Genomic DNA, 21,768 nt, shown 5'->3' on the forward strand with positions numbered 1-21,768 from the left:
GCGCCAGCCTCAACGGCAAGCGCGTTCAATGCATGATGGGCGCCAAGAACCACGCCATCGTCATGCCCGACGCCAACAAGGAGCAGTCGCTCAACGCACTGCTGGGCGCGGCCTTCGGCGCGGCCGGCCAGCGCTGCATGGCGGTCTCCGTGGCGGTGCTGGTGGGAGAGGCCCGGCACTGGATTCCCGATCTGGTGGCCAAGTCCAGGACCCTCAAGGTCAACGGCGGCACCGAGCCCGGCACCGATGTCGGCCCGCTGGTCAGCTGCGCAGCCCTGTCGCGTGTCGAGAGCCTGATCGAGCGCGGTCTGGCCGAAGGCGCCACGCTGGAGCTGGACGGCCGCAAACCCGAAGTGGCCGGCTATGCCAAGGGCAATTTCGTCGGCCCCACCATCTTCAGCGGCGTCAAGCCCGGCATGAGCATCTACGAGCAGGAAATCTTCGGCCCCGTGCTGTGTCTGGTCGAGGCCGAGGACATCGATCAGGCCATCGAGTTCATCAATGCCAACCCCAATGGCAACGGCACGGCCATCTTCACCCAGTCGGGTGCGGCCGCGCGCAAGTTCCAGGAAGACATCGATGTGGGCCAGGTCGGCATCAATGTGCCCATTCCCGTGCCCGTGCCGCTGTTCTCGTTCACGGGCAGCCGGGCCTCCAAGCTGGGCGACCTGGGCCCCTACGGCAAGCAGGTGGTCATGTTCTACACCCAGACCAAGACCGTCACGGCGCGCTGGTTCGACGACAGCACCACCAGCCACGGCGTCAACACCACCATCAGCCTGAAGTAAGCCGGCCAACAGTGCAGCCCCGCCTCTTGCAAGGCTCGGGCTGCACTGGGCGGCTTTGCCGATGATGGCAGGCATGCACGTTCAAGAATTGTCCCGTTTCCCATCTCAGCGTTCTGCCATCGGCACAGCCGGCACGGCTGCGCGCCCCTGGACCCGCCTCTGCACACTCGCCCTCGGCGGCCTGCTGCTCGCTCATCAGCCGGCGGCTGATGCCCAGGACGGCGAGCCGGCCCCGTTGCACTGCCCCGCCGATCAACCGCTGTCGCTGGCCTGCCTGCAGCAGCAGGCCCAGGTCCTGGAACGCAGCATGCAGGCGCTCTATCTGCACCTGCAGCGCCGGCTGCCGCAGGACCGCGCCCAGGCTCTGCAGACCGAGCAGCAAGAGTGGACCCAAGAGCGCGACCGACGCTGCCAGCCCAATGGCTATGTCCATGAGGCCGAGGACATGGCGGCCTGCCGCATCGGCATGGCCCTGAGCCGGGTCGTGGTCTTCAAGAACCAGTGGCATCCGCTGGCGAAGAACGCGCAAGGCGGCGAGCAGCCATGAACCGGACCATTGCACACCGGCTGTGCCTGCAGACCTCCACGGGCTGCGATGATGCGGGCATGACGATCCGCATCCAGAAACTCAGGCAACTGTGGCCTGCAACCATTGACACCAAATCGCTCGCCGCTCTTTTGATGGCAGCCAGCTTGAGCCAGCACGCACTGGCCCAGGCCGGTGCCGACTGCGTGCCCGGCGGCACCACGGCCCAGACCAATGCCTGCGCCATCAAGGATTTCCAGCAGGCCGACGCCGACCACCAGATTCTCTACGGCGATGTGATGCGTGCGCTATCGGCCCATGAGCGCCCCGTCCTGCGCAAGGAGCAAGGCGAATGGAGCCGCCATCGCGTCACCCATTGCAAGCAGGCCACGAAGGCCTTTGAAGCGCAGCCCGACTGGCCCAGCCGCTACCACGGCTGTCTGGTGCAGCAGATCACAGCCCGCGATGCGGTGCTCAAGCGCTGGCTGCACCAGGGTCCGCCGAACTGAGAGCCGGTTGCACCAGCAGGGCCAGCAGGCGCATAGAACAAAAAAGGAGACATGAAATGGACTTTGAACTCAGCGAAGATCAACGCGCTTTTGCCGATACCGCCCGTGCTTTTGCGCAGGCCGAGCTGGCGCCGCATGCGGCAGAGTGGGACCGCGAGCATATCTTCCCGCGCGAGGCCATTGCCAAGGCGGGCGAGCTTGGATTTTGCGGTCTCTATGCTCCGGAGAGCATAGGCGGCCTGGCCTTGCCGCGACTCGATGCGACCCTGGTCTTCGAGGAAATGGCGGCCGTCGATCCATCGACCACGGCCTTCATCACCATCCACAACATGGCGACCTGGATGCTGGGCACCTGGGCCACCGATGCCGTGCGCGCCGAATGGGGCGAGCAGCTCACCAGCGGCAGCAAGCTGGCCAGCTACTGCCTGACCGAGCCCGGCGCAGGCTCGGATGCAGCCTCGCTCAAAACCCGCGCCGAGCTGGTGGGCAACGAGTACATCGTCAACGGCAGCAAAGCCTTCATCAGCGGCGCGGGCAGCACCGATGTGCTGGTGCTGATGGCAAGAACCGGCGATGCCGGCTCCGGGGCTTCGGGCATCTCGGCCTTTGCCGTGCCTGCCGATGCGGCCGGCGTGAGCTATGGCAAAAAAGAAGAGAAGATGGGCTGGAACAGCCAGCCCACGCGCGTCATCAGCTTCGACAATGTGCGCATTCCCGCGCACAACCTGCTGGGCCGCGAGGGCGAAGGCTTCAAGATCGCCATGAAGGGCCTGGACGGCGGTCGCATCAATATCGCCACCTGCTCGGTGGGTGCCGCCCAGGGCGCGCTGACTCAGGCCCAGCAGTACATGCAGGAGCGCAAGCAGTTCGGCAAGGCCATTGCGAGCTTCCAGGCCCTGCAGTTCAAGCTGGCCGACATGGCGACCGAGCTGGTCGCGGCACGCCAGATGGTGCGCCTGGCGGCCTCCAAGCTGGATGCCGGTGCGCGCGATGCATCCACCTACTGCGCCATGGCCAAGCGCTTTGCCACCGATGCCGGCTTCATGGTCTGCAACGAGGCCCTGCAGCTGCATGGCGGCTATGGCTACATCCGCGAATACCCGCTGGAGCGCCTGATGCGCGACGCGCGCGTGCACCAGATTCTGGAGGGGACGAACGAAATCATGCGTGTCATCATTGCCAGGCGCATGCTGGAGGGCGATGCTCCGGAGGTCATTCGCTAAGCTGCAGCCATCACGCAACGCAAGGATCGCCATGCCCGCCAAGCCCATCGCCCCTGAAACCCTGCAGCTCATAGACGCCGTGCGCGATGCGCTGCAGGATTGCGCCGCCGTGGAAGAAAAGAGCATGTTCGGCTGCCATGTGTTCATGGTCGACGGCAAGATGTGCCTGGGCGTGGAGAACGACGAGTTGCTGGTGCGCCTGCCCCCCGCCAGTCATGCGCAGATTGCGGAGATGCCGGGCGTGCGTCCGCTGTCCTCGCGCGGACTGATGGACGGCTACTTTCTCGTCGGCCCCACGGCCTATGCCAGGCGCGATCAATGGCTGTACTGGATAGGCGCGGCCCTGGCCTTCAACCCGCTGGCAAAGGCCACTCCAAAACGCAAGACCGCCAGCAAGACCGCGAACAAGGCTGATAGCAGGAAGCCGGCCGCCGAAGAAAGCCCTGGCGCTCCAGGCGCGAGCAGCGCACGCAAGCACTCAAAGCCGTCGCCCAAGCCGCTGGATAACGACGCCCCACGCAAGCACCCCATTTTCGACAGCGAATAAGCACAAAGGACCGACCTCATGGCCATACGCATCGTCCAGCTAGGCAGCGAGCGCGCCCCCGATGAGGGCGTGCGCATCGGTACGGTGCGCAGACCGCCGCGCGGCGTGCCCAAGGCCGAGTTCGCAAGCCGCAACTACTACGACTGCTGGTACCCCGAGCTCTCGCCCGAGGTGGAGCTGATGCAACAGGCCCTGGAAGCAATCAGGCTGCGCAAGGCAGGCCAGACGGCGCAGGCCGACAAGCTCTGGAAGCAGTTTGAAAAGCAGTTCCGCAAGCAACTGGCCGAGCCCGCCGCCGATCGCACACTGGGTCTGCTTGCAGCCCTGTCGCATAGCTCCGCCTTTTCTCTGGGCTGCTACTGCGACGACGAGGCGCATTGCCACCGAAGCATCCTGCGCAGCCTGCTCGCGGACAAGGGTGCCATTCTCAAGAATTAAGCGAAAAACCGATCAATCGCTTATGAATAAAGCGTTAGACGCTATCAATTCAATAACAGCAAGGAGACAGACATGCAAATCGCTTTTATCGGCCTGGGCAATATGGGAGCCCCCATGGCCATCAATCTGGCCAAGGCCGGCCACAGCGTCAAGGCCTTTGACCTGAGCCAGGAGGCCATCGCCAAGGTCGTGGCTGCGGGCGCCCAGCAAGCCTCCAGTGCCCAGGATGCCGTGCAGGGGGCCGAGGCCGTCATCACCATGCTGCCCGCGAGCCAGCACGTGGAGAGCCTGTTCCTGGGTCGCGACGGTGCAGCCGGCCTGCTCGCGCATATCGCCAGGGGCACGCTGGTCATCGACAGCTCCACCATCGCCGCAGCCACCAGCCAGAAGGTGGCCCAGGCGGCCCAGGCGGCAGGCATCGATTTTATCGACGCCCCGGTCTCGGGCGGCACCGGCGGTGCGATTGCCGGCACGCTGACCTTCATGGTGGGCGGCAGCGACGCGCAGCTGGCGCGCGCCCAGCCTTTGCTCGAGAAAATGGGGGCCAATATCTTCCACGCCGGTGGTGTCGGTGCAGGCCAGACGGCCAAGATCTGCAACAACATGCTGCTGGGCATTCTGATGGTGGGCACCAGCGAAGCGATTGCACTGGGCGTGGCCAATGGCCTGGATCCCAAGGTGCTGTCCGAAATCATGCGCCGCAGCTCGGGCGGCAATTGGGCTTTGGAGAAATACAACCCCTTCCCCGGCGTGCATGAGAACGCACCGGCCAGCAAGGGCTATGCAGGCGGCTTTGGCACGGACCTGATGCTCAAGGATCTGGGTCTGGCGCAGGACAATGCCACGGCCAATCGCGCCAGCACGCCGCTGGGCGGCATGGCACGCTCCATCTATGCGGCGCACAGCCTGTCCGGCCACGGCGGCGAAGACTTTTCCAGCATTATCAAGATGCTGCAGAAAAAGGCCTGAGGCCATGGCCCTGCCCCACGCCCAGCCCGGGGTTCCCGTCGAAGTGCAGCCCTACGGCACGTCGCTGGGAAGCCAGGTGTCCACGGCACTGTTCAAGTCCGACACCCTGGAAGTGATCCGTCTGGTGTTGATGGCAGGCAAGCGCCTGCCTGCGCATCAGGTGCAGGGCGAACTGACGATTCAATGTCTGGAGGGGCAGCTCAACGTCATTCAGGGCGCGAGCCGCCAGACATTGAGCGCGGGGCAGTTGCTGTTTCTGCCCGCCCAAACCATGCATGAGATCGAGGCCGAGCACGACTCCTCGGCCCTGATCACCATCGTGCTGCACCGCCACTGATCTCGGCGCGGATCTGCGCTGCACCGGCCCCTCTCTGCGGCCGAGAGCACCAGCGGCCCGCAAGGCACCGGACGCCGTTCTTTCCGAGGTCGCACCCCAGCCTGAGGACATCCTGTCTGCCCACGCAAATCGACTCCTGCTGACGCTTGCCACGGTGGTGCAAATCGCTGCCCTGTGTTTAAGATGGCCCCAGAGGAAGTGATCGCTGCGTTGCTCTCAAGGAGTTCTCCATGATGAAGCTGACTGGACACAACATTCTCATCCTCGGCGCAGGCAAGATCGGCTCAACGATCGCCGACATGGCTGCCGAGCTGCATGAAGCCACCGTCACGCTGGCCGATATGCAGCCTCCGTCCGGCAGCGACCCGCAGATCCGCCCCCTGCAACTGGACATCGACGACGATGCGGCGCTGAGCCGCGCACTGCAGCAGCACTCGCTGGTCATCAATGCCCTGCCTTTCTTCTGTGCCGAGCGCGTGGCCCGGGCTGCAGCGCGTCAGGGCGTGCACTACTTCGATCTGACCGAGGATGTGGCGGCCATGCGCGCCATACAGGAGATGGCGGCACAGGCGCGCTCGGTGCTGATGCCGCAGTGCGGACTGGCACCGGGTCTGATCGGCATGCTGGGCGGCCATCTGGCCCAGCAGTTCGACGAGCTGTTCGATCTGCAGCTGCGCGTGGGCGCGCTCACGCGCCATGCGATGAATGCGCTGCGCTACCACTTCACCTGGAGCGTGGACGGCGTCATCAACGAGTACTGCAAGCCCTGCAACACCATCGTCAACGGACAGCCCATGCTGGTGCCTGCGCTGGAGGGCGTCGAGCCACTGGTTCTGGATGGCGAAAACTTCGAGGCCTTCAATACCTCGGGCGGTCTGGGCACGCTGTGCGAGACGCTGCAGGGCCGGGTGCGCAACCTCAACTACAAGACCATACGCCACCCCGGCCACCGTGATGCCATGCACTTGCTGCTGCATGGACTGCGCCTGATCGAGCGACGCGATCTGCTGCGTCAGGTGCTGGAAGGCGCGGTGCCCCACAGCCGCGAAGACATGGTGGTGATTGCCGCCATGGCCAGCGGCATGCGCGCGGGCCGGCTGGAGCAGCTGACGCGCGGGGCCCGTGTCTTTGGCGCTGCACTGCGCGGCAGACAGCGCACAGCCATAGAGCTGACGACCTCGGCCGGCATGCTGGCCGCCGTGGAGCTGTTCGCCACGGGACAGCTGCCGCAGCAGGGCTTTGTGCGCCAGGAACAATGCACGCTGGCCGCACTCTCTGGCACCCGCGTGGCCCCCTACTTCGAAGGCCTGCTCGGCTGAGGCCTGTATCTCACACCCATCAGGAGGGAACGCCATGACTGCCATCTCCGCAACCGACTTCCAGACCGTGCTGAGCCGCTGCGGCGTGGTGCTGCAGGCCCTTGAAGGCAAGGACATCAGAGTGCACTCGCCCATCGACGGCACGGAACTGGCCAGTCTGGCCGCCCTGCCCGGTGCCCAGATCCCGCCGGTCATAGACCACGCGGTGCAGGCTTTCAAGCAGTGGCGCCTGGTGCCCGCGCCGGTGCGCGGCGAGCTGGTGCGGCTCTGGGGCGAGGAGTTGCGCAGCGCCAAGGCCGACATAGGCCATGTGATTTGCTGCGAGGTCGGCAAGATAGCTCAGGAGGGCCTGGGCGAGGTGCAGGAAGGCGTGGACATCTGCGAATTCGCGCTGGGCCTGTCGCGCCAGCTGCACGGCAAGACCATTGTTTCCGAGCGTCCCGGCCACCGCATCATGGAGCAATACCACCCACTGGGGCCGGTGGCCGTCATCACGGCCTTCAACTTTCCCAGTGCCGTTTTTGCCTGGAATGCGGCAATTGCGCTGGTCTGCGGCAACCCGGTGATCTTCAAGCCTTCCGACAAGGCCCCGCTGTCGGGCCTTGCCACCTTCAAGGCGCTGGAGCGCGCCATTGCCCGGTTTGGCGACCGCGCTCCGGCAGGTCTGGCGCAGATCGTGCTGGGCGGCGCGGCTGTCGCCGAGGCCCTGGTGGACAGCCCGCGGGTTGCGCTGGTATCGGCCACGGGATCGAGCCGCATGGGCCGCGCCGTGGGCCCCAAGGTGGCCGCGCGCTTTGGCAAACGTATTCTGGAGCTGGGCGGAAACAACGCCATGGTGGTCACGCCGGCTGCCGATCTGGATCTGGCCGTGCGCGCCATTGTCTTCAGCGCCGTGGGCACGGCCGGCCAGCGCTGCACCTCGCTGCGCCGCCTGATCGTGCACCGCGATGTCAAGCAGCCGCTGCTGGACAGGCTGCTGCCGGCCTACCGCAGCCTGCACATCGGCAACCCGCTGCAGCCGGATACCCTGGTCGGCCCCCTGATCAACCAGGCATCATTCGAGGCGCTGCAGCACTCGCTGAGTCAGGCACTGAAAGACGGAGGTCATCTGCTGACGGGCGGCCAGCGCCAGCTGGAGCAGCAGTTTCCCCAGGGCTTCTATGTGGCACCGGCGATCGTGGACATGCCGGCCCAGACCGGCATCGTGCGGCACGAGACCTTTGCCCCCCTGCTCTATGTGCTGGGCTACGATGAGCTGGAGCAGGCCATTGCACTCAACAACGATGTGCCCCAGGGCCTGTCCTCCTGCATCTTCTCCAACGACCTGCGCGAGGTGGAGCTGTTCTTGAGCGCAGCCGGCTCGGACTGCGGCATGGCCAACGTCAACATCGGGCCCAGCGGTGCCGAGATCGGCGGAGCCTTTGGCGGCGAAAAAGAAACCGGCGGCGACCGTGAAAGCGGCTCCGACGCCTGGAAGCAATACATGCGCCGCACGACCAACACCATCAACTACTCGCGCGAGCTGCCGCTGGCGCAAGGCATTCAATTCGGTTGAACCACAGGCATTGCCATTTGGGGTTGGCGGGGAGCATCCTGCCTCCTGGAACTGGCTTTCTCGTCGCGCAGCAGGACAGGCACCGTAGGTCCGGGCTTAGCTGCCTGCGGCTGGAGGTTCTGCCTGTGCGGCCTCCACCAGGCACCGCACGCTGGCCACAAAGGCTTCGAGCACGGCCGGCATGCCTTGTGGCCGCCAGGCCAGCACGGCCGGCGTGTTCACCCGGCTGCCGCGCAGCGCCGCAAAGCGCACGCCGTTCATGCCCACCGTCTGCATGCAGGCCGGCACCAGGGCCACGCCCTGCCCGGCCGAGACCAGGGCCATGACGGTCAGCCACTGGCGCGCGGCATGGCGTGTATGGGGATGAATGCCGGCCTGCTGCAGGCAGGCGATGACGTTGTCGTAATTGGCCGGGGCCACCTCGCGCGCAAACATGACAAAAGTATCCTGGGACAGTTCGCGCAGATCGATCTCGGCACGCCCGGCCAGCGCATGGTCGCCGGGCAGACAGCAGACAAAGGGCTCCTCGCCGATGGACAGCGTGCGGATATCGTCCTGGGGCGTGCCGATGTTGAGAAAGCCGCAGTCGATCTGTCCGCTGGCGATGGCCTGCAACTGGTCACGCGTCGACATCTCATGCAGACACAACTCAACCCGCGGACGCTCGGCGCGAAAGGCCCGGCAGAATCCTGGCACCTGCCGATAGATCATGGATCCCGTGATGCCGATGTCCAGCCGGCCCTGCAGACCCTGGGCCACACCGCGCACCACCTCGGCCGCATGCTGGAGCTGCGCCAGCACCTTGCGCGCCTCGCGCAAGAATGCCTCGCCCGCGGGCGTGAGCTTCACGCTCTTGGCGTCGCGCTCCATCAGCACCGTGCCCAGATCCTGCTCCAGCGTCTTGAGTGCCATGCTCAGCGGCGGCTGGGTGATGCACAGGCGCTGTGCGGCCCGGCCGAAGTGCAGCTCTTCGGCCAGAACCACAAAGTAACGCAGCAAATGGGTTTTCATCATGATTCGCAAAGTTTGGCCAAGACCATACTCGATGCGGCAAGACGCCGGGAGTTCGCGCCCGGCTGGCAGCAAACCCAGCCGTTCATTTGCTTTGAACACCATCTTCCGGCGTCAGGCCGTTGCAACAAATAACTTCATACCGAATAAGCCTCTAGCCCAATCACAAAAGCGCAAGTAGCTATCAAAACAGCACTGCTTTTTCGCCAGCGACAGAGCCTTGCCGGCCACGCCGGGATTTCGCCCCGGCGGGCGACTCACTTTCTGACGCGTCAGAAAGTAAGCAAAGAGCGCCTCCCTACCGTCAGCGTCCCTGCAGCTTCGCTGCGGGCAAACCTGCGTCACGCCATTCAGGCCGCACCGCCGCAAGAGCTTGACGGCGCAGGTCGCCCGCAGGCGCAGCCGGAGGGATGGGGGCAGCAGGAGCGGTGTTCTTTGCTTACTTTCTTGGGGGCGGCCTTCCGTCACAAGCAAGAAAGCGAGGCGGCTGGCGGGCCGAGACCCGCTCTCTGCAAGCAAGCAAGCAAGCAAGCAAGCAAGCAAGCAAGCAAGCAAATCATTACTCGTGCTGCTAGGCAGCCGCAACGCAGATTTCAAGAAAAATCAGCCTCTAGGCCAATCACAGAAAGCGCAAGTAGCTATCAAAAAACAGCAGTGCTTCGTTTGCTTGACCTCTCCCCTGCCGCTCGGCCGATCAATACGACTTGGGCAATCCCAGCACCTTCTCCGCAATAAAGCACATGATGAGCTGCGGGCTTACGGGTGCCAGGCGCGGAATCCAGGACTCGCGCATATACCGCTCCACATGGAATTCCTTGGCATAGCCCATGCCGCCGTGCGTGAAGATGGCGGTCTCGCAGGCCTTGGCACAGGCCTCGGCGGCCAGGTACTTGGCGGCATTGGCCTCGGCTCCGCAGGGCAGGCCCTTGTCATAGAGGAAGGCGGCTTTCTGCACCATCAGGTGCGCGGCTTCCAGGCCCATCCAGGCCTGGGCCAACGGGTGCTGCACGCCCTGGTTCTGGCCGATGTGCCGGTCGAAGACCACGCGTTCGTTCGCATACTGTGTGGCACGCGCCAGGGCCGCACGGCCCAGGCCCACGGCTTCGGCCGCGATCAGGATGCGCTCGGGGTTGAGGCCGTGCAGGATGTACGAAAAGCCCTTGCCCTCCTCGCCGATGCGGTCCTGCACCGGGATGCGCAGGCCGTCGATGAAGAGCTGGTTGGTGTCCACGCATTTGCGGCCCATCTTCTCGATCTCGGTCACGGCGATGCGACTGCGGTCCAGGTCGGTGTAGAACAGCGACAGGCCCTCGGTGCCCTTGCACTCCTCCACGGGCCTGGTGCGAGCCAGCAGCAATATCTTGTTGGCCACCTGGGCCGTGGAGATGAAGACCTTCTGCCCGTGCACCACATAGACATCGCCTTCGCGCACGGCACGGGTCTGCAGCTTGAGGGTGTTGAGTCCGGCATTGGGTTCGGTCACGCCGAAGCATGCCTTGTCCCGGCCAGCGATCAACGGCGGCAGCCAGCGCTGTCGTTGCGCGTCCGTGCCGAAGACCACTGCCGGGTGCAGGCCAAAGATGTTCATGTGCACGGCCGAGGCACCGGACAGACCGGCTCCCGTGGCCGATATGGTGTGCATCATCAGCGCCGCTTCGCTGATCCCCAGGCCCGCGCCTCCGTACTCCTCGGGCATGGCGATGCCCAGCCAGCCGGCTTCGGCCAGGGCCTGGTGGAAGTCGTGCGGGAAGCCCCCGTCACTGTCCTTCCGGAGCCAGTATTCATCGTCGAAAGGCGCACAGACGCGCTGCACGGCTTCCCGGATCTGTTCCTGCTCGGCGCTCCACAAAAAGTCCATGGCTTGCTCTCTTCTATCCGTTCATTGAATTGAATACACCCTAAACGACCGCCCATAAAGCGTTATCAGCTATCATTTTTATCAATCAGGCCGGCGCACGCGTGCCGGGTTCTCGCCATAGGGCGGGCTGTAGATCACCAACAGGCGCACCGGCGTATCGCTGGTGACGCGAAACACATGCATGCAGTCCTCCGGGAAGAAGCAGGTGTCGCCTGCCCGCATGGCAAAGCGCTCGGTCTGGCCCTGGCTTTGCACCTCCACCTCGGCCGTGCCGTCCAGCAGATAGCAGGCCTGCTCCATGCCCGGGTGGGCATGGGGCAGCGCACCGCCGCCTTTTTCCAGCGTTCCGAGCACCACTTCCATATGCTGCGCGCCGACATTGGCCTGGCTGACGAGGCGCCGGTTCACCGTGCCATGGTGGTTGGCAGGGCTGTATCCCTGTACGTCCTGCTCGCGGATCAGATAGCGGGGCATGGGTCTGTCTCCCTTGGATCGTTGGATGACGGAGCCTGCATGCAGGCTCCGCTCGCCTGCAGTGCGGCGATCTGCGCCTCGTCAAGGCCTGCCTCGCGCAGCACCTGCAGCGTGTGCTGGCCCAGTTGCGGCGCCGCACTGGCCTCGCGGCCCGGGGGCGTTGCGCTCCACTGCGTGGGGTTGGCCGTGGTGCGCAGCCGTCCCTCGCTGGGGTGTTCGATCTCGCGCACGAACCCCGTGGCCGCGTGGTGCGGATCGGCCAGCAAGTCCTCGGGCGAGGCCATGGGCATATTGGGCACATCGGCCGCATCGAGCAGCGCGCGCCACTCGGCGGTGCTGCGCTCGCGCATCAGGCTCGCCACCTCCGCATAGACGGCATCGATATTCGCTGCGCGCTGGCCGTGGGTGGCGAACATGGGCTCGCGCATGCGCTCGCCCTGGCCTATGGCGCTGAAGAAGCTGTGCCAGTGCTTGTCGTTGTAGATCAGTACGCACAGATGGCCGTCGCGGGTGCGGTAGGGCTTGCGATGGCGGGTCAGCAGCCGTGCATAGCCAGCGTCGCCCAGCGGCGGCTCGAAGCTCAGGCCGGCCATGTGGTCGCCCAGGATGAACTGCGTCATGGCCTCGAACATGGGCACGACCACGGCCTGGCCCTTGCCCGTCTTCTCGCGCGCATACAGCGCTGCGGTGACCGCATAGACCGCATGCAGGCCCGTGACCCGGTCGCCCAGCGTCATGGGGGCATAGGACGGCTCGCCGCCGCCGTACTGCTGGGCCAGCCAGGGCACGCCGGTCGCGCCCTGGATCAGATCGTCGTAGGCCGGCTTGGCCGCATAGGGGCCGGCCTGATCGAAGCCGCAGCAGCTCACATGGATCAGGCGCGGATGGCTCTGCTCCAGCGTCTGCCAGTCCAGGCCGAGTCTGGCCATGGCCTGGGGCCGCACATTGCTGATGAAGACATCGGCATCGGCCAGCAGCAGCAGCAGCGCTTGGCGCGCTGCGGCCTGCTTGAGATCCAGCACCACCGAGCGCTTGCCCTGGTTGGCCTGCAGAAAAATGGGGCCCATGCCGGGGTTGCGCATAGGGCCCACATGGCGCATGTTGTCGCCCTCGGGCGACTCCACCTTGATCACATCGGCACCCAGGGCGGCCAAGATCTGCGTGGCAAACGGCCCCATGATCACCGAGGTCATGTCCACGATCCTGACGCCGGCCAAGGGGCCGGCTGAGGTATCCGCGGCCTGAAAGACATCACTGTGCATGCTCGTCATCTCACTGCGCCTCGATGCCGGCCTGCCTGACCAGTTGCCCCCATTTGGCCAGTTGCTCCTTCACATAGAGCGCGAACTCGTCGGGCGTGGCCGTGGGCCAGACTTCAAAGCCGACCTGGGCCAGTTGCTCCTGCACGGCCTTGTCCTTGAGGATGAGCTGCAGCTCGCCGTTGATGCGCTCGGCTATGGCCTTGGGCATGCCGGCCGGGCCGAAGATGCCATTCCACGAGGTGATGTCGAAGCCCGGCAGCGTCTTGCCGATGGCCGGCACGTTGGGCAGCAGCTGCGATCCCTTGGCCGCCGTCACGGCCAGCGTGCGCACGCGCTCGGCCTTGAGCGTGCCCCAGGCCGAACCCAGGTCGGCCACATACATCTGGATCTGGTTGCCCATCACATCGGTCAATGCCTGCGGGCTGGACTTGTAGGGCACGCCGGTGATCTGCGTGCCCGTGATGTATTTGAAGGTTTCCGAAGCCACCAGCGAGGTGCTGTTGGGCGTGCCATAGGAGAGCTTGTCCGGATGCGACTTGGCATAGGCAATCAGCTCGGCCACAGTCTTTGCAGGCACCGAGGGATGGACCACCAGCGCGAACGGCAGCTCGCCCACGCGAGCCACGGGCGTGAAGTCCTTGATGGGGTCGTACTTGAGGCCCTTGACCAGCCAGGGGTTGGCCGAATGCGAGGTGTTGGTGGTCATGAACAGCGTATAGCCGTCCGGCTTGGCCTTGACCACATGCGCGGCTGCAATCTGGGCATTGGCCCCGGCCCGGTTGTCCACCACCACGGGCTGCTTGAGCCGCTCGCCCAGCTTGCTGGCCACCACACGGGCTACCGCATCGGTGCCGCTGCCCGCGGCAAACGGCACCACCAGCGTGATGGGGGCCGCGGGATAGCCCTCCTGGGCGCACACCGTCACCTCAAAACCCAGGGTCATGGTCGCCGCCAGACCTGCGGCAGTGCAGGCTCGCAGCAAGAAACGCTTGTTCATGCTTGTCTCCTTGTTCAGGCTGCAGCACCTGTATCCGGTGCCTGCACTGCATGCTGAGGCGTTCAAGCATTCAAGTCCAATTGTTTAAGAAGCATGAATGATTCGATTTTCAAATCATTAAGCCTGCCGGGCACGCGCCCCCGCAGCGCGGCGCTTGCCCCTCCCCGTGCGCGACGAAATGGTCCGTCGCGAAGTGCCTGTGTCGGCGATGGCTCACCCTGGGTCTGTGCAGCTGCGGCGATCGCTCCAAACCGGCAGACGGGCCGCACAAGCCAATGCCCAGCCCCGGGCCGGAGCCCTCGGGCAGCGCCCAAACGTCTGCCAACCTCGGCGAATGACGGCCTATCCCCTGCAAATGCGCGCTTGTCATCAACCCATGGTTGAAGTCAGAGCAACAGCACGGGACAATAGGACATTTGCCGTTACTTCCCGGAGGTCGCGCCATGGCTCTTCTTCATGCCACACTTGCCCAGGCCATCGACGTAACGCCCTACGGAGCCCGGCTGGGCAATGCCCGCACCTACGCGCTGTTCAAGGCCGAGGATATGGAAGTCATACGCGTGGTGTTGCGCGCGGGGCAGTCGCTGCCGCCGCATCATGTGCCCGGCAGCGTCAGCCTGCACTGCCTGGAAGGCCGCTTCGAGGTCATGCTGGGGCAGACAGTGCGCCAGCTGGACAGCGGTCAGCTCATGCACCTGCCCCCCAACGTGCCCCATGCCGTAAGGGCCGTGGAGGACTCATCCGCGCTGGTGACCATCGTGCTCTGTCCGAGCTAGAGTCTCTGCAGGGCACCCCGATTGTGCGGGACGGCACGCTAACGCACGGGCAGAAACTGCATGAACGGGCCGGCAAGCAATCCTTGGGCATAGCCGATGACGGAGCGCCGGTAGCGCTCGGTGGTGTAGTCCGCCACCAGATCCAGCCGGCCGATGATCTTGCCCATCTCGCGCTCGAAGCTCAGATTGCGCACCTCTTCGGCCATCTGATTCGACAGCAGCAATGGTTTTCCGTCCAGCGCCTTGCGCGAATTGAGAATCCAGTTGGCGATCTCCAGATTGCGCGCCGCATTGAAGACAAGTTGCGGGTCCAGCCCGTCGATCAGCGTGAAGCGGGTACGCCCGCCGTGCGCGGTAATCAGCATATCGGCGGCGGCATGGACGAAGGCGGCGACCCGGTCCCCGGCGAACCCCGGCTGCAGGGCCAGGGACAGCGCCGCCACGTCCCGCTTGTCCTGCAGCTCATGCCACGGCTGGCGCTCCATCACGGCAATGCGCACATAGGCCATGGCCGCCTCCCGGCTGGAGGCGGTCTTTTTCCATTCGGCGGGATTGCGGCGGTAGAGCTTGTCCATGATGAGAAACAGGCTCTCCAGGTTCTCCTTCATGGCCAGCGTCGCCATGCGGTTGCTGTCGGACTGCAGCAGCTCGCGCGAGTGAAAGTTCTCGCCCTTTACTTCGCCATGATTCGTGGGGGCGCTGGAACAAGCAGCCAGACTGCACAGCAACAGCCCTGACAGCAGCCGCAGCCCCACGCGCGAGCCGCCGCGCAGAGAGTCGCGCGTGCAGTGGCCTGCGGCGGCAAGGGGCAAAGCTCGTGCTGCTGTCATGCTACAAACATAACAGCAGATGCTGCCAGGTCAGTCACGCCAAAGGCGCGCGATTGTTATCAATCGTGAACAAGGCCAGGGCCCACTCACCGGCCAGGACGCTATTTGCGCAGCTGCCTGAGGATCTGCTCCAGCACCCGCCAGGGCTCGGCCTGGTCGGCCATCGCCACCGGCACGCGCAGCTTGCTGCTCGTTGCCTGCTGTGGCGAAAAAAGCAGGCCCGGTGCCAACAGCAGATTGCTCAGCGCCGCCTGGCGCGCCAGCACCTCGGTATCCACTCCGCAATCCACCCAGGCAAAGGTGCCGGCCACGGGTTCGTACTCCGCATGACAACCCAGCGCTTCGAGTTTGCGCAGGCAGCGTCCGCGCGCCCGGTCCACCCGCTCGCGCAACCGGTCCACATGCTTGCGAAAGGAGCCGTCGGCCAGAATATGGTGCACGATCTGCTCCGCCGGCAGCGAAGAGGTCAGGCCCGCCAGCAGCTTCATGTCGGTGAGCCGGTGCACATACTCGGGCCTGGTCGCGATGTAGCCCACGCGCAGGCCGCCCGACAAGGTCTTGGAATAGCCCCCCACCAGAATCACGCGCTGCAATCTGTCCATGGCCGCCAGCCGCAGCGGCATGGTTCCCAGGAATTCGGCATAGGTGTCGTCCTCGACCAGCAGGAAATCATGGCGCTCGGCAATGCGCAGCACCTCGTGGGCCACACCGGCAGACAGGCTCAGCCCCGTGGGGTTGTGCACCGCCGTGTTGAGGATGAAGAGCTTGGGCTTGTGGCTCTGGGCCAGGGATGCCAGGGCCGCCACATCGGGTCCGCCGGGCAGGCGCGGCACGCCGACCACATTCACACCCATGAATTTCAGCCGCCCGAAGATCAGGAACCAGGCCGGGTCTTCGACCAGCACGGTATCGCCGGGCTTGAGAAAACAGCGCACCACCAGATCGAGGCCATGGGTCACCCCGCCCACCGTCATCAGATTGGCCTCGGGATGGGCCGGTACCTCATGGGCTTGCAGATTCGAGGCGATCTGCTGGCGCAGCGGCAGAAAGCCCTGAGGGTGTCCGTAGCTGAGAAAGCCCTGATCGGCCCGAGCATTGTTGCGGGTGATGGCGCGCATGGCGCCGGTGATCAGACCCTGGTCCATCCAGCTCGAGGGCAGGCAGCCAGCGCCTCCGGTACCTGCGGTATCGTCGCGAAAAATGCCGCGCAGCAGATAGGCGGTGTCAAAGTCCGCCGGCTGCGCCGAGGCTGCAGCGGCCGCCGCAGGCTCCATCACGCGGCGCTGGGCCGCCACATAGAAGCCGCTGCCGCGCCGCGACTGCAGCAGACCCTGGGCCGCCAGCTTGTCATAGGCCTGGACCACGGTGTCGCGGCTGACTCCGGCATTTTCCGCCAGCGCCCGCACCGACGGCAGACGCACTCCCACACGCAGGCCATGGTTGCGGATCAGGCCTCCGAAATGTTCGACCAGCTGATCCACCAGTCCCACCGCACTGGATCGCATGGGTTGCCAGCCCAGGGATCCCGTCCCGGCCACGGGCAATGTTGCCGGGGCCGCTGCCCCGCCGTCGATCTGTGCATCCAGCATCGGGCGCTTTCTCAAAGTGTCAGGTCAATTAGAGCAGGCCAGCTCATCAACTGGCCTGCAAAAGTGTACTGATAGTGTACTGATATCCAAGCTTAGCATAGAGGCACAACGCTTATGTCGCCCCAAGGTTCACCATGTCATTCCTGCCTGAATCCTCAGCCTTCATCCTGCCACTGGCCATGTTTGCCTTTGTCAGCTCCGTGACGCCCGGCCCCAACAATGTGATGCTGACGGCCTCGGGGGCCACTTTCGGCTACCGCCGCAGCGTGCCGCATATGCTGGGCATCTGTCTGGGGGTGGTCATCATGGTGCTGCTGATCGGCGCGGGCCTGGGCCAGCTGTTCGAGGCCGAACCGCGCATCTACACCCTGCTCAAATATGCAGGTGCCGCGTATCTCGTCTGGCTGGCCTGGAAGATTGCCCGTGCCGGCAGCGTGGATCAGGGACAGTCAGGCAACCGTCCGCTCAGCTTCTGGCAGGCCGCAGCCTTCCAGTGGGTCAACCCCAAGGCCTGGATCATGGCCGTGGGCGTGGTCGCGACCTACACGCCGCGCGAAGGCTTTTTTATCAATCTGATGCTGTCGGCCCTGGTACTGGGCCTGGTCAACTACCCCAGCATCAGCGTCTGGACCCTGTTCGGCAGCACCGTGGGTCGTGCACTGCGCACGCCACAGGCCCTGCGCATGTTCAACGGCGTAATGGCCGGCCTGCTGCTGCTGTCGCTGGTGCCCATCTTTGCCGAGCATGTCTAAACTCGGCCCATGTCCTATGCCATACGCCAGCTGAGCCAGTCCGATCTTTGCTGTTATCGTGCCCTGCGTCTGCAGGCTCTGACCGAATGCCCCGCCGCTTTCGGCGCCACGCCCGCGACCGAGCGGGCACTCGACGATGCGCAACTGCTGAGCCGCTTCAGCGGCGCCCAGGGTCAGGCCATGTGGGGAGGCTTTGATGCAGACGGCAGACTCTGCGCCAGCCTGGGCTTGCATCGGGACCAGGGAGAGAAGACCGCGCACAAAGGCCATCTCTTTGCCATGTATGTGGCTGCATCGGCGCGCGGCCGGGGCCTGGCCCGCGCTCTGCTGGAGACGGCGATGGCCCACGGCAGAGCGCTGAATCTGCGCCAGCTGATGCTGGGCTGCAATGCCGGCAACGACAAGGCGCTGCGCCTTTACGAACAAGCGGGCTTTCGCGCCTACGGGCTGGAGCCGGCGGCCCTCTATGTGGGCGGCGAGTACCTTGACGAAGTACTGATGGTGCTGGAGCTGGGCCGGCCCCTGGCCAACCCCTGACGGCTGGTCAAGCCGCTCGCAGTGAACAGGCGGCCTGACTCAGCGCGCCTGCATCGCAATGATCTGCTGCGCCAGGCCGGCAATGGCCTCATCCGAGAGCTGGTCGGTCTCCAGCACCTGGCGTTTGGGCCATTGCTCGAAGTGATTCGACTGGGAACGCTCGTAGTGCGGGTCGTAGTGGCGCAGCATCAGCTCCTCAAACAGCGGGGGCAGCTCGCCGGCCCGCGCCCATTGCTGCCAGCGGCCCACGGTCTCCTTGCCCTGAAGTTCCTTGAGCCAGCCCAGCTTGGTGGCCAGCATTTCGGGATCGTCGCCCAGATAGGCATAGTCGCGCAGCAGATAGGACAGGCGTGCGGCCACCGTCGCGCGCACCTCGATGACCGGGGACTTGTGCAGGTGCTGCACCAGCACCAGCGGCAGGCCGACGCGGCCGATCTTGGCACTCTCGCCTTCCACATAGACGGGGCGAGACAGGTCAAAGCTCTCCAGCTGCTCGGCAATCAGGGTCTCGAAACGCTTCTGACTGGGCTGCTCGATGCCGGGCAGACCTCCGAGCAAGGAGCCCTTGTGGCTGGCATAGCCCTCCAGGTCCAGCACCTGCTCGCCGCTCCGGGCCAGCGCATGCAGCACGCGCGTCTTGGCCGAGCCCGTGGCACCGCACAGCACCCGCATCTGCAGCTGCGGCACTAGGTTTTCGAGCTGCGCGATCACATGGCCGCGAAACGCCTTGTAGCCGCCGGCCAGCTGCTGGGCATCCCAGCCGACCAGGCGCAGCCAGGTCACCATGGAGCCGCTGCGCAGGCCGCCGCGCCAGCAATAGACCAGGGGCTTCCAGTGGGCGGGCTTGTCGGCAAAGGTTTCGCGCAGATGGCGCGCCAGGTTGGCCGACACATAGGCAGCGCCCAGACGCTTGGCCTCGAAGGGACTGACCTGCTTGTAGAGGGTGCCGATCTCGGCGCGCTCGGCATTGCTCAGCACGGGGCAGTTGATGGAGCCCGGAATATGGTCAAGCGCGAACTCGGCAGGCGAGCGGGCATCGATCAGGGCATCGAACTGGTGACGTTCAGGTACGCGAACGGGCTGGCGGTGGGACACGGCAAACTATCCATGGCTACGCCTGACGGCCTGCAGGGCCGCCGGGCAAATGGCGTGTGCTCGGGCGCGAAGCGGCAATCGCGAGGGGCTGCGATGCGGCTTGAGGCTCGGCAACATGAAAAACCTGCCGCCTCACCCAATGATGGAGCCCGGCAGGCCACGAAGCATGGGCGTGGATCGAGCCTCGATACGCACAACCGCTGCGGCAAGTTTGCCCGCAGCGGTCATTCCCTGTGTGCCGCATTTTCGCAGATGTGGCGGCCTGCTTCAGCGCTGGCAAGCAAAACCCGGCGCCCCCGGGCCTGGACCGAATCCAGCTCTGGCGCTGCTCACTTGCGCGGACGCAGCAGCATTTCGTCGCCGCCCATCTGCACATCGAAGAAGCGCAGAAAGTTCTGGCCCAGCAAGGCGTCTTCGCTGTCGTCGCCGGTATAGCCCGTGCCCACGCGCACATCGCGCACACGCAGGCTGGCAATACGCACCTCGTCGGCGGTGACGATGCGGCCGTCGCGCTCGCCGTTGGCCGTACGAAAACGCACTTTCTCGCCGCCCTCGAGCCCGGCACGCTCGGCCAGCGCATCGGTCACGCTGACCGAGCTGGCCCCGGTATCGACCAGAAAGGTGACGGGCTGATCGTTCACATAGCCCTTGACGCGGAAATGACCGTCCATGCCGCGCTCTATGCGGACCGTGCCGTCAGCCATGACCTTGGCCTGGGCCGGCTTGAGGAAATGCTGCATGGCCAGATACATCGCAGCCATGACCACCAGCCAGAACAGCAGAAACAAGAGGGTGCTGCGCCGTGCCACGGATTGCGGGGAAGGCACGGACTGTGACGAGGACTGAGGCGGCGGCGTGACATTCAGGCGCATGGGCGGGCAAAGAAGCTGAGGACAATGCCGCCATTTTGCCAAGACCCGCGCCAAGGTCATCCTCCGCATCGCGGCGCGCCCCTCCTGCAGCGCTTACATTGAAGCCTGTTTGCCAAAACTGCCGGCCTTGCAGGTCGCCCAACCATGAACACATCCCAGCTGCCCGCTCTGGTGCTGCACTATATTTTCGATCCCCTGTGCGGCTGGTGCTATGCCGCCGCCCCGCTGGTCAAGGCCGCGCGCGAAGTGCCCGGCATCGCCGTGCAATGGCATGCCGGCGGCATGCTGACCGGTGCCCACACGCGCACCATCACTTCGGACTGGCGTGACAAAGTCATGCCCAGTGACCAGCGCATTGCGCAAATGACGGGCCAGCCTTTTGGCGATGCCTATCTCAACGGCCTGCTCAATGACATCGGCGCGCCGCTGGATTCCGAGCCCCCGACCACGGCCCTGCTGGCCGCCGAAGCGCTGGCCGGCAAGGGCCTGGAGATGCTGGCCGCCGAGCAGAAGGCCCACTACGTGGAGGGCCGCCGCATCAGCGAGCCTGCCGTGCTGCGCGAGCTAGCGGCCGGCATCGGTCTGGACAGCGCGGCCTATGACGCGGCCTACGCCGAGCAAAGCGGCGCGGCCACACAAAAGCATATCGCTGAAAGCCGCGAATGGCTGGGCATGGTGCAGGGCCAGGGTTTCCCCACCCTGGCGCTGGAGTTCGACCACCCCGAGCAGGCCGGCCAACGCGCCGTGCAGCGCATCGAGATCGGCGAATGGCTGGGCGATGTCGACGGCTGGAAGCAGCAGCTGGCCGCCTGGGCCGAGCAGATTGCCGAGCTCAATCAGCAGCAGGCCGGCGACACCGACACCAGTGGCGACCCCAGTTGCGGCCCCGACGGCTGCGAGCTGCCAGCGCGCTGAGCGGCATGGCTTGCGCGGTAGATACTCTTTTATTTATAGCTTACAGCGCTTGTTATTTAAAGATTTCAGGCATTATTCAATCTGAATTCCTTATCTATAAAGCGCAAGCAGCTATCTTTTTTAATCCATCTACCGACGGCTCCGCACCCTGCCGCTACTGCGGCAGGGCATAGGCGATCACATAGTCACCGCGCTTGGGCGACTGGCGTGCGCCACCGGCGGTGATCACCACATACTGCCTGCCGGTTCTGGGCGAGACATAGCTCATCGGCCCTCCCTGGCTGCCCACGGGCAGGCGCGAGCGCCAGATCTCCTTGCCGTTGGCGCTGTCGAAGGCACGCAGATAGAAGTCCTGCGTGCCTGCGAAGAACACCAGCCCCGACTTGGTGACCATGGAAGGCCCCAGCGTGGGCATGCCGATGGGAATCGTCAGCCACATGGGAATGCCCAGAGGACCGGTATCGCGCACCGTGCCCACGGGCACCTGCCACTTGATCTGGCGCGATTTCAGATCCACGGCCGTCATGGTGCCGAAAGGCGGCTTCTGGCAGGGAATGCCCAGCGGCGACAGAAAGCGCTGGCGCATGGC

General features: G+C 65.0%; 23 protein-coding genes and 1 pseudogene. 14 read left to right on the plus strand and 10 right to left on the minus strand.

Annotation, left to right across the window (positions count from 1 at the left end; genetic code table 11):
* The 10 genes from E2583_RS13785 to E2583_RS13830 form a co-directional block, all read left to right on the plus strand.
* Positions 1–788: aldehyde dehydrogenase family protein (locus E2583_RS13785; RefSeq protein ID WP_291596595.1), on the plus strand; the 788-nt coding region annotated here is incomplete at its 5' end.
* A 73-nt stretch (positions 789–861) separates the two neighbouring features.
* The gene (locus E2583_RS13790) at positions 862–1,335 is read left to right on the plus strand and encodes a lysozyme inhibitor LprI family protein (RefSeq protein ID WP_291596597.1); all 474 of its coding nucleotides are present in this window, start codon (positions 862–864) and stop codon (positions 1,333–1,335) included.
* Entirely contained in the window at positions 1,332–1,823 is a 492-nt protein-coding gene (locus E2583_RS13795; RefSeq protein WP_291596598.1) for a lysozyme inhibitor LprI family protein, read from the plus strand. The genes E2583_RS13790 and E2583_RS13795 overlap by 4 nt, the downstream gene beginning before the upstream one ends.
* Before the next feature lie 56 nt (positions 1,824–1,879).
* Positions 1,880–3,046 carry an acyl-CoA dehydrogenase family protein gene (locus E2583_RS13800; protein ID WP_291596600.1) on the plus strand — a complete coding sequence of 389 codons (1,167 nt, stop codon included), beginning with the start codon at positions 1,880–1,882 and terminating at the stop codon, positions 3,044–3,046.
* 31 nt (positions 3,047–3,077) lie between these two features.
* Positions 3,078–3,593, plus strand: coding sequence for a TfoX/Sxy family protein (locus E2583_RS13805; protein WP_291596602.1), 516 nt, complete (start codon positions 3,078–3,080; stop codon positions 3,591–3,593).
* An 18-nt stretch (positions 3,594–3,611) separates the two neighbouring features.
* Positions 3,612–4,031: a DUF488 domain-containing protein gene (locus tag E2583_RS13810; RefSeq protein WP_291596604.1), complete on the plus strand. Its 420-nt coding sequence runs from the start codon at positions 3,612–3,614 to the stop codon at positions 4,029–4,031.
* Between the two features lie 72 nt (positions 4,032–4,103).
* Positions 4,104–5,000, plus strand: coding sequence for a 3-hydroxyisobutyrate dehydrogenase (gene mmsB / locus E2583_RS13815; RefSeq protein ID WP_291596606.1), 897 nt, complete (start codon positions 4,104–4,106; stop codon positions 4,998–5,000).
* Positions 5,001–5,004: 4 nt separating this feature from the next.
* Positions 5,005–5,337, plus strand: a complete 333-nt coding sequence (locus tag E2583_RS13820; protein WP_291596608.1) for a cupin — start codon at positions 5,005–5,007, stop codon at positions 5,335–5,337.
* A 230-nt stretch (positions 5,338–5,567) separates the two neighbouring features.
* On the plus strand, positions 5,568–6,656 hold the full coding sequence (locus E2583_RS13825; protein ID WP_291596609.1) for a saccharopine dehydrogenase NADP-binding domain-containing protein: 1,089 nt from the start codon (positions 5,568–5,570) through the stop codon (positions 6,654–6,656).
* A gap of 34 nt (positions 6,657–6,690) precedes the next feature.
* A complete protein-coding gene (locus E2583_RS13830; protein ID WP_291596611.1) occupies positions 6,691–8,211 on the plus strand; it encodes an aldehyde dehydrogenase family protein in 1,521 nt (506 codons plus the stop codon).
* Positions 8,212–8,307: 96 nt separating this feature from the next.
* On the opposite strand, the gene E2583_RS13835 is transcribed toward E2583_RS13830, so the two are convergent.
* From E2583_RS13835 to E2583_RS13855, 5 genes are all read right to left on the minus strand, one after another.
* On the minus strand, positions 8,308–9,225 hold the full coding sequence (locus E2583_RS13835) for a LysR family transcriptional regulator (RefSeq protein ID WP_291596612.1): 918 nt from the start codon (positions 9,223–9,225) through the stop codon (positions 8,308–8,310).
* Positions 9,226–9,916: 691 nt separating this feature from the next.
* On the minus strand, positions 9,917–11,080 hold the full coding sequence (locus tag E2583_RS13840; protein WP_291596614.1) for an acyl-CoA dehydrogenase family protein: 1,164 nt from the start codon (positions 11,078–11,080) through the stop codon (positions 9,917–9,919).
* Between the two features lie 81 nt (positions 11,081–11,161).
* Positions 11,162–11,554 (minus strand): cupin domain-containing protein, encoded by a 393-nt coding sequence (locus E2583_RS13845; RefSeq protein WP_291596616.1) that lies wholly within the window; start codon positions 11,552–11,554, stop codon positions 11,162–11,164.
* Positions 11,539–12,825 carry a CoA transferase gene (locus E2583_RS13850; protein ID WP_291596618.1) on the minus strand — a complete coding sequence of 429 codons (1,287 nt, stop codon included), beginning with the start codon at positions 12,823–12,825 and terminating at the stop codon, positions 11,539–11,541. The genes E2583_RS13845 and E2583_RS13850 overlap by 16 nt, the downstream gene beginning before the upstream one ends.
* A 1-nt stretch (position 12,826) precedes the next feature.
* Positions 12,827–13,813 (minus strand): tripartite tricarboxylate transporter substrate binding protein, encoded by a 987-nt coding sequence (locus E2583_RS13855; protein WP_291596619.1) that lies wholly within the window; start codon positions 13,811–13,813, stop codon positions 12,827–12,829.
* A gap of 443 nt (positions 13,814–14,256) precedes the next feature.
* On the opposite strand from E2583_RS13855, the gene E2583_RS13860 reads away from it, so the two are divergent.
* On the plus strand, positions 14,257–14,589 hold the full coding sequence (locus E2583_RS13860; protein WP_291596620.1) for a cupin domain-containing protein: 333 nt from the start codon (positions 14,257–14,259) through the stop codon (positions 14,587–14,589).
* Positions 14,590–14,627: 38 nt separating this feature from the next.
* Here the strand turns inward: E2583_RS13860 and E2583_RS13865 are convergent, their stop codons facing one another.
* On the minus strand, positions 14,628–15,419 hold the full coding sequence (locus tag E2583_RS13865) for a hypothetical protein (RefSeq protein WP_291596621.1): 792 nt from the start codon (positions 15,417–15,419) through the stop codon (positions 14,628–14,630).
* Between the two features lie 101 nt (positions 15,420–15,520).
* Positions 15,521–17,008, minus strand: a complete 1,488-nt coding sequence (locus E2583_RS13870; protein WP_291596623.1) for a PLP-dependent aminotransferase family protein — start codon at positions 17,006–17,008, stop codon at positions 15,521–15,523.
* A 134-nt stretch (positions 17,009–17,142) separates the two neighbouring features.
* Here E2583_RS13870 and E2583_RS13875 point away from each other — a divergent pair, with 134 nt between their 5' ends.
* Both E2583_RS13875 and E2583_RS13880 read left to right on the plus strand, forming a co-directional pair.
* Complete coding sequence (locus tag E2583_RS13875) at positions 17,143–17,760, plus strand: LysE family translocator (RefSeq protein ID WP_291596625.1); 618 nt, start codon at positions 17,143–17,145, stop codon at positions 17,758–17,760.
* 9 nt (positions 17,761–17,769) lie between these two features.
* Positions 17,770–18,297 (plus strand): GNAT family N-acetyltransferase, encoded by a 528-nt coding sequence (locus E2583_RS13880; protein ID WP_291596627.1) that lies wholly within the window; start codon positions 17,770–17,772, stop codon positions 18,295–18,297.
* 39 nt (positions 18,298–18,336) lie between these two features.
* Here the strand turns inward: E2583_RS13880 and mnmH are convergent, their stop codons facing one another.
* Positions 18,337–19,392 carry a tRNA 2-selenouridine(34) synthase MnmH gene (gene mnmH, locus E2583_RS13885; RefSeq protein WP_291596629.1) on the minus strand — a complete coding sequence of 352 codons (1,056 nt, stop codon included), beginning with the start codon at positions 19,390–19,392 and terminating at the stop codon, positions 18,337–18,339.
* Positions 19,393–19,721: 329 nt separating this feature from the next.
* Entirely contained in the window at positions 19,722–20,264 is a 543-nt protein-coding gene (locus E2583_RS13890; protein WP_291596631.1) for a TIGR02281 family clan AA aspartic protease, read from the minus strand.
* 144 nt (positions 20,265–20,408) lie between these two features.
* On the opposite strand from E2583_RS13890, the gene E2583_RS13895 reads away from it, so the two are divergent.
* Entirely contained in the window at positions 20,409–21,179 is a 771-nt protein-coding gene (locus E2583_RS13895; RefSeq protein ID WP_291596633.1) for a DsbA family protein, read from the plus strand.
* A 154-nt stretch (positions 21,180–21,333) separates the two neighbouring features.
* On the opposite strand, the pseudogene E2583_RS13900 reads toward E2583_RS13895, so the two are convergent.
* Positions 21,334–21,768 (minus strand): annotated as a pseudogene (locus E2583_RS13900) (membrane-bound PQQ-dependent dehydrogenase, glucose/quinate/shikimate family); the annotation flags it as partial.

The organism is Comamonas sp., assembly GCF_009360615.1.
Lineage (GTDB): Bacteria > Pseudomonadota > Gammaproteobacteria > Burkholderiales > Burkholderiaceae_C > Comamonas.

What these genes read in the sequence shown, in the direction of transcription:
- E2583_RS13790 (WP_291596597.1), top strand. Translation starts at nt 862, where the DNA reads ATGCACGTTCAAGAATTGTCCCGTTTCCCATCTCAGCGTTCTGCCATC.
- E2583_RS13795 (WP_291596598.1), top strand. Translation starts at nt 1,332, where the DNA reads ATGAACCGGACCATTGCACACCGGCTGTGCCTGCAGACCTCCACGGGC.
- E2583_RS13800 (WP_291596600.1), top strand. Translation starts at nt 1,880, where the DNA reads ATGGACTTTGAACTCAGCGAAGATCAACGCGCTTTTGCCGATACCGCC.
- E2583_RS13805 (WP_291596602.1), top strand. Translation starts at nt 3,078, where the DNA reads ATGCCCGCCAAGCCCATCGCCCCTGAAACCCTGCAGCTCATAGACGCC.
- E2583_RS13810 (WP_291596604.1), top strand. Translation starts at nt 3,612, where the DNA reads ATGGCCATACGCATCGTCCAGCTAGGCAGCGAGCGCGCCCCCGATGAG.
- mmsB (WP_291596606.1), top strand. Translation starts at nt 4,104, where the DNA reads ATGCAAATCGCTTTTATCGGCCTGGGCAATATGGGAGCCCCCATGGCC.
- E2583_RS13820 (WP_291596608.1), top strand. Translation starts at nt 5,005, where the DNA reads ATGGCCCTGCCCCACGCCCAGCCCGGGGTTCCCGTCGAAGTGCAGCCC.
- E2583_RS13825 (WP_291596609.1), top strand. Translation starts at nt 5,568, where the DNA reads ATGATGAAGCTGACTGGACACAACATTCTCATCCTCGGCGCAGGCAAG.
- E2583_RS13830 (WP_291596611.1), top strand. Translation starts at nt 6,691, where the DNA reads ATGACTGCCATCTCCGCAACCGACTTCCAGACCGTGCTGAGCCGCTGC.
- E2583_RS13835 (WP_291596612.1), bottom strand. Translation starts at nt 9,225, where the DNA reads ATGATGAAAACCCATTTGCTGCGTTACTTTGTGGTTCTGGCCGAAGAG.
- E2583_RS13840 (WP_291596614.1), bottom strand. Translation starts at nt 11,080, where the DNA reads ATGGACTTTTTGTGGAGCGCCGAGCAGGAACAGATCCGGGAAGCCGTG.
- E2583_RS13845 (WP_291596616.1), bottom strand. Translation starts at nt 11,554, where the DNA reads ATGCCCCGCTATCTGATCCGCGAGCAGGACGTACAGGGATACAGCCCT.
- E2583_RS13850 (WP_291596618.1), bottom strand. Translation starts at nt 12,825, where the DNA reads ATGACGAGCATGCACAGTGATGTCTTTCAGGCCGCGGATACCTCAGCC.
- E2583_RS13855 (WP_291596619.1), bottom strand. Translation starts at nt 13,813, where the DNA reads ATGAACAAGCGTTTCTTGCTGCGAGCCTGCACTGCCGCAGGTCTGGCG.
- E2583_RS13860 (WP_291596620.1), top strand. Translation starts at nt 14,257, where the DNA reads ATGGCTCTTCTTCATGCCACACTTGCCCAGGCCATCGACGTAACGCCC.
- E2583_RS13865 (WP_291596621.1), bottom strand. Translation starts at nt 15,419, where the DNA reads ATGACAGCAGCACGAGCTTTGCCCCTTGCCGCCGCAGGCCACTGCACG.
- E2583_RS13870 (WP_291596623.1), bottom strand. Translation starts at nt 17,008, where the DNA reads ATGCTGGATGCACAGATCGACGGCGGGGCAGCGGCCCCGGCAACATTG.
- E2583_RS13875 (WP_291596625.1), top strand. Translation starts at nt 17,143, where the DNA reads ATGTCATTCCTGCCTGAATCCTCAGCCTTCATCCTGCCACTGGCCATG.
- E2583_RS13880 (WP_291596627.1), top strand. Translation starts at nt 17,770, where the DNA reads ATGTCCTATGCCATACGCCAGCTGAGCCAGTCCGATCTTTGCTGTTAT.
- E2583_RS13890 (WP_291596631.1), bottom strand. Translation starts at nt 20,264, where the DNA reads ATGCGCCTGAATGTCACGCCGCCGCCTCAGTCCTCGTCACAGTCCGTG.
- E2583_RS13895 (WP_291596633.1), top strand. Translation starts at nt 20,409, where the DNA reads ATGAACACATCCCAGCTGCCCGCTCTGGTGCTGCACTATATTTTCGAT.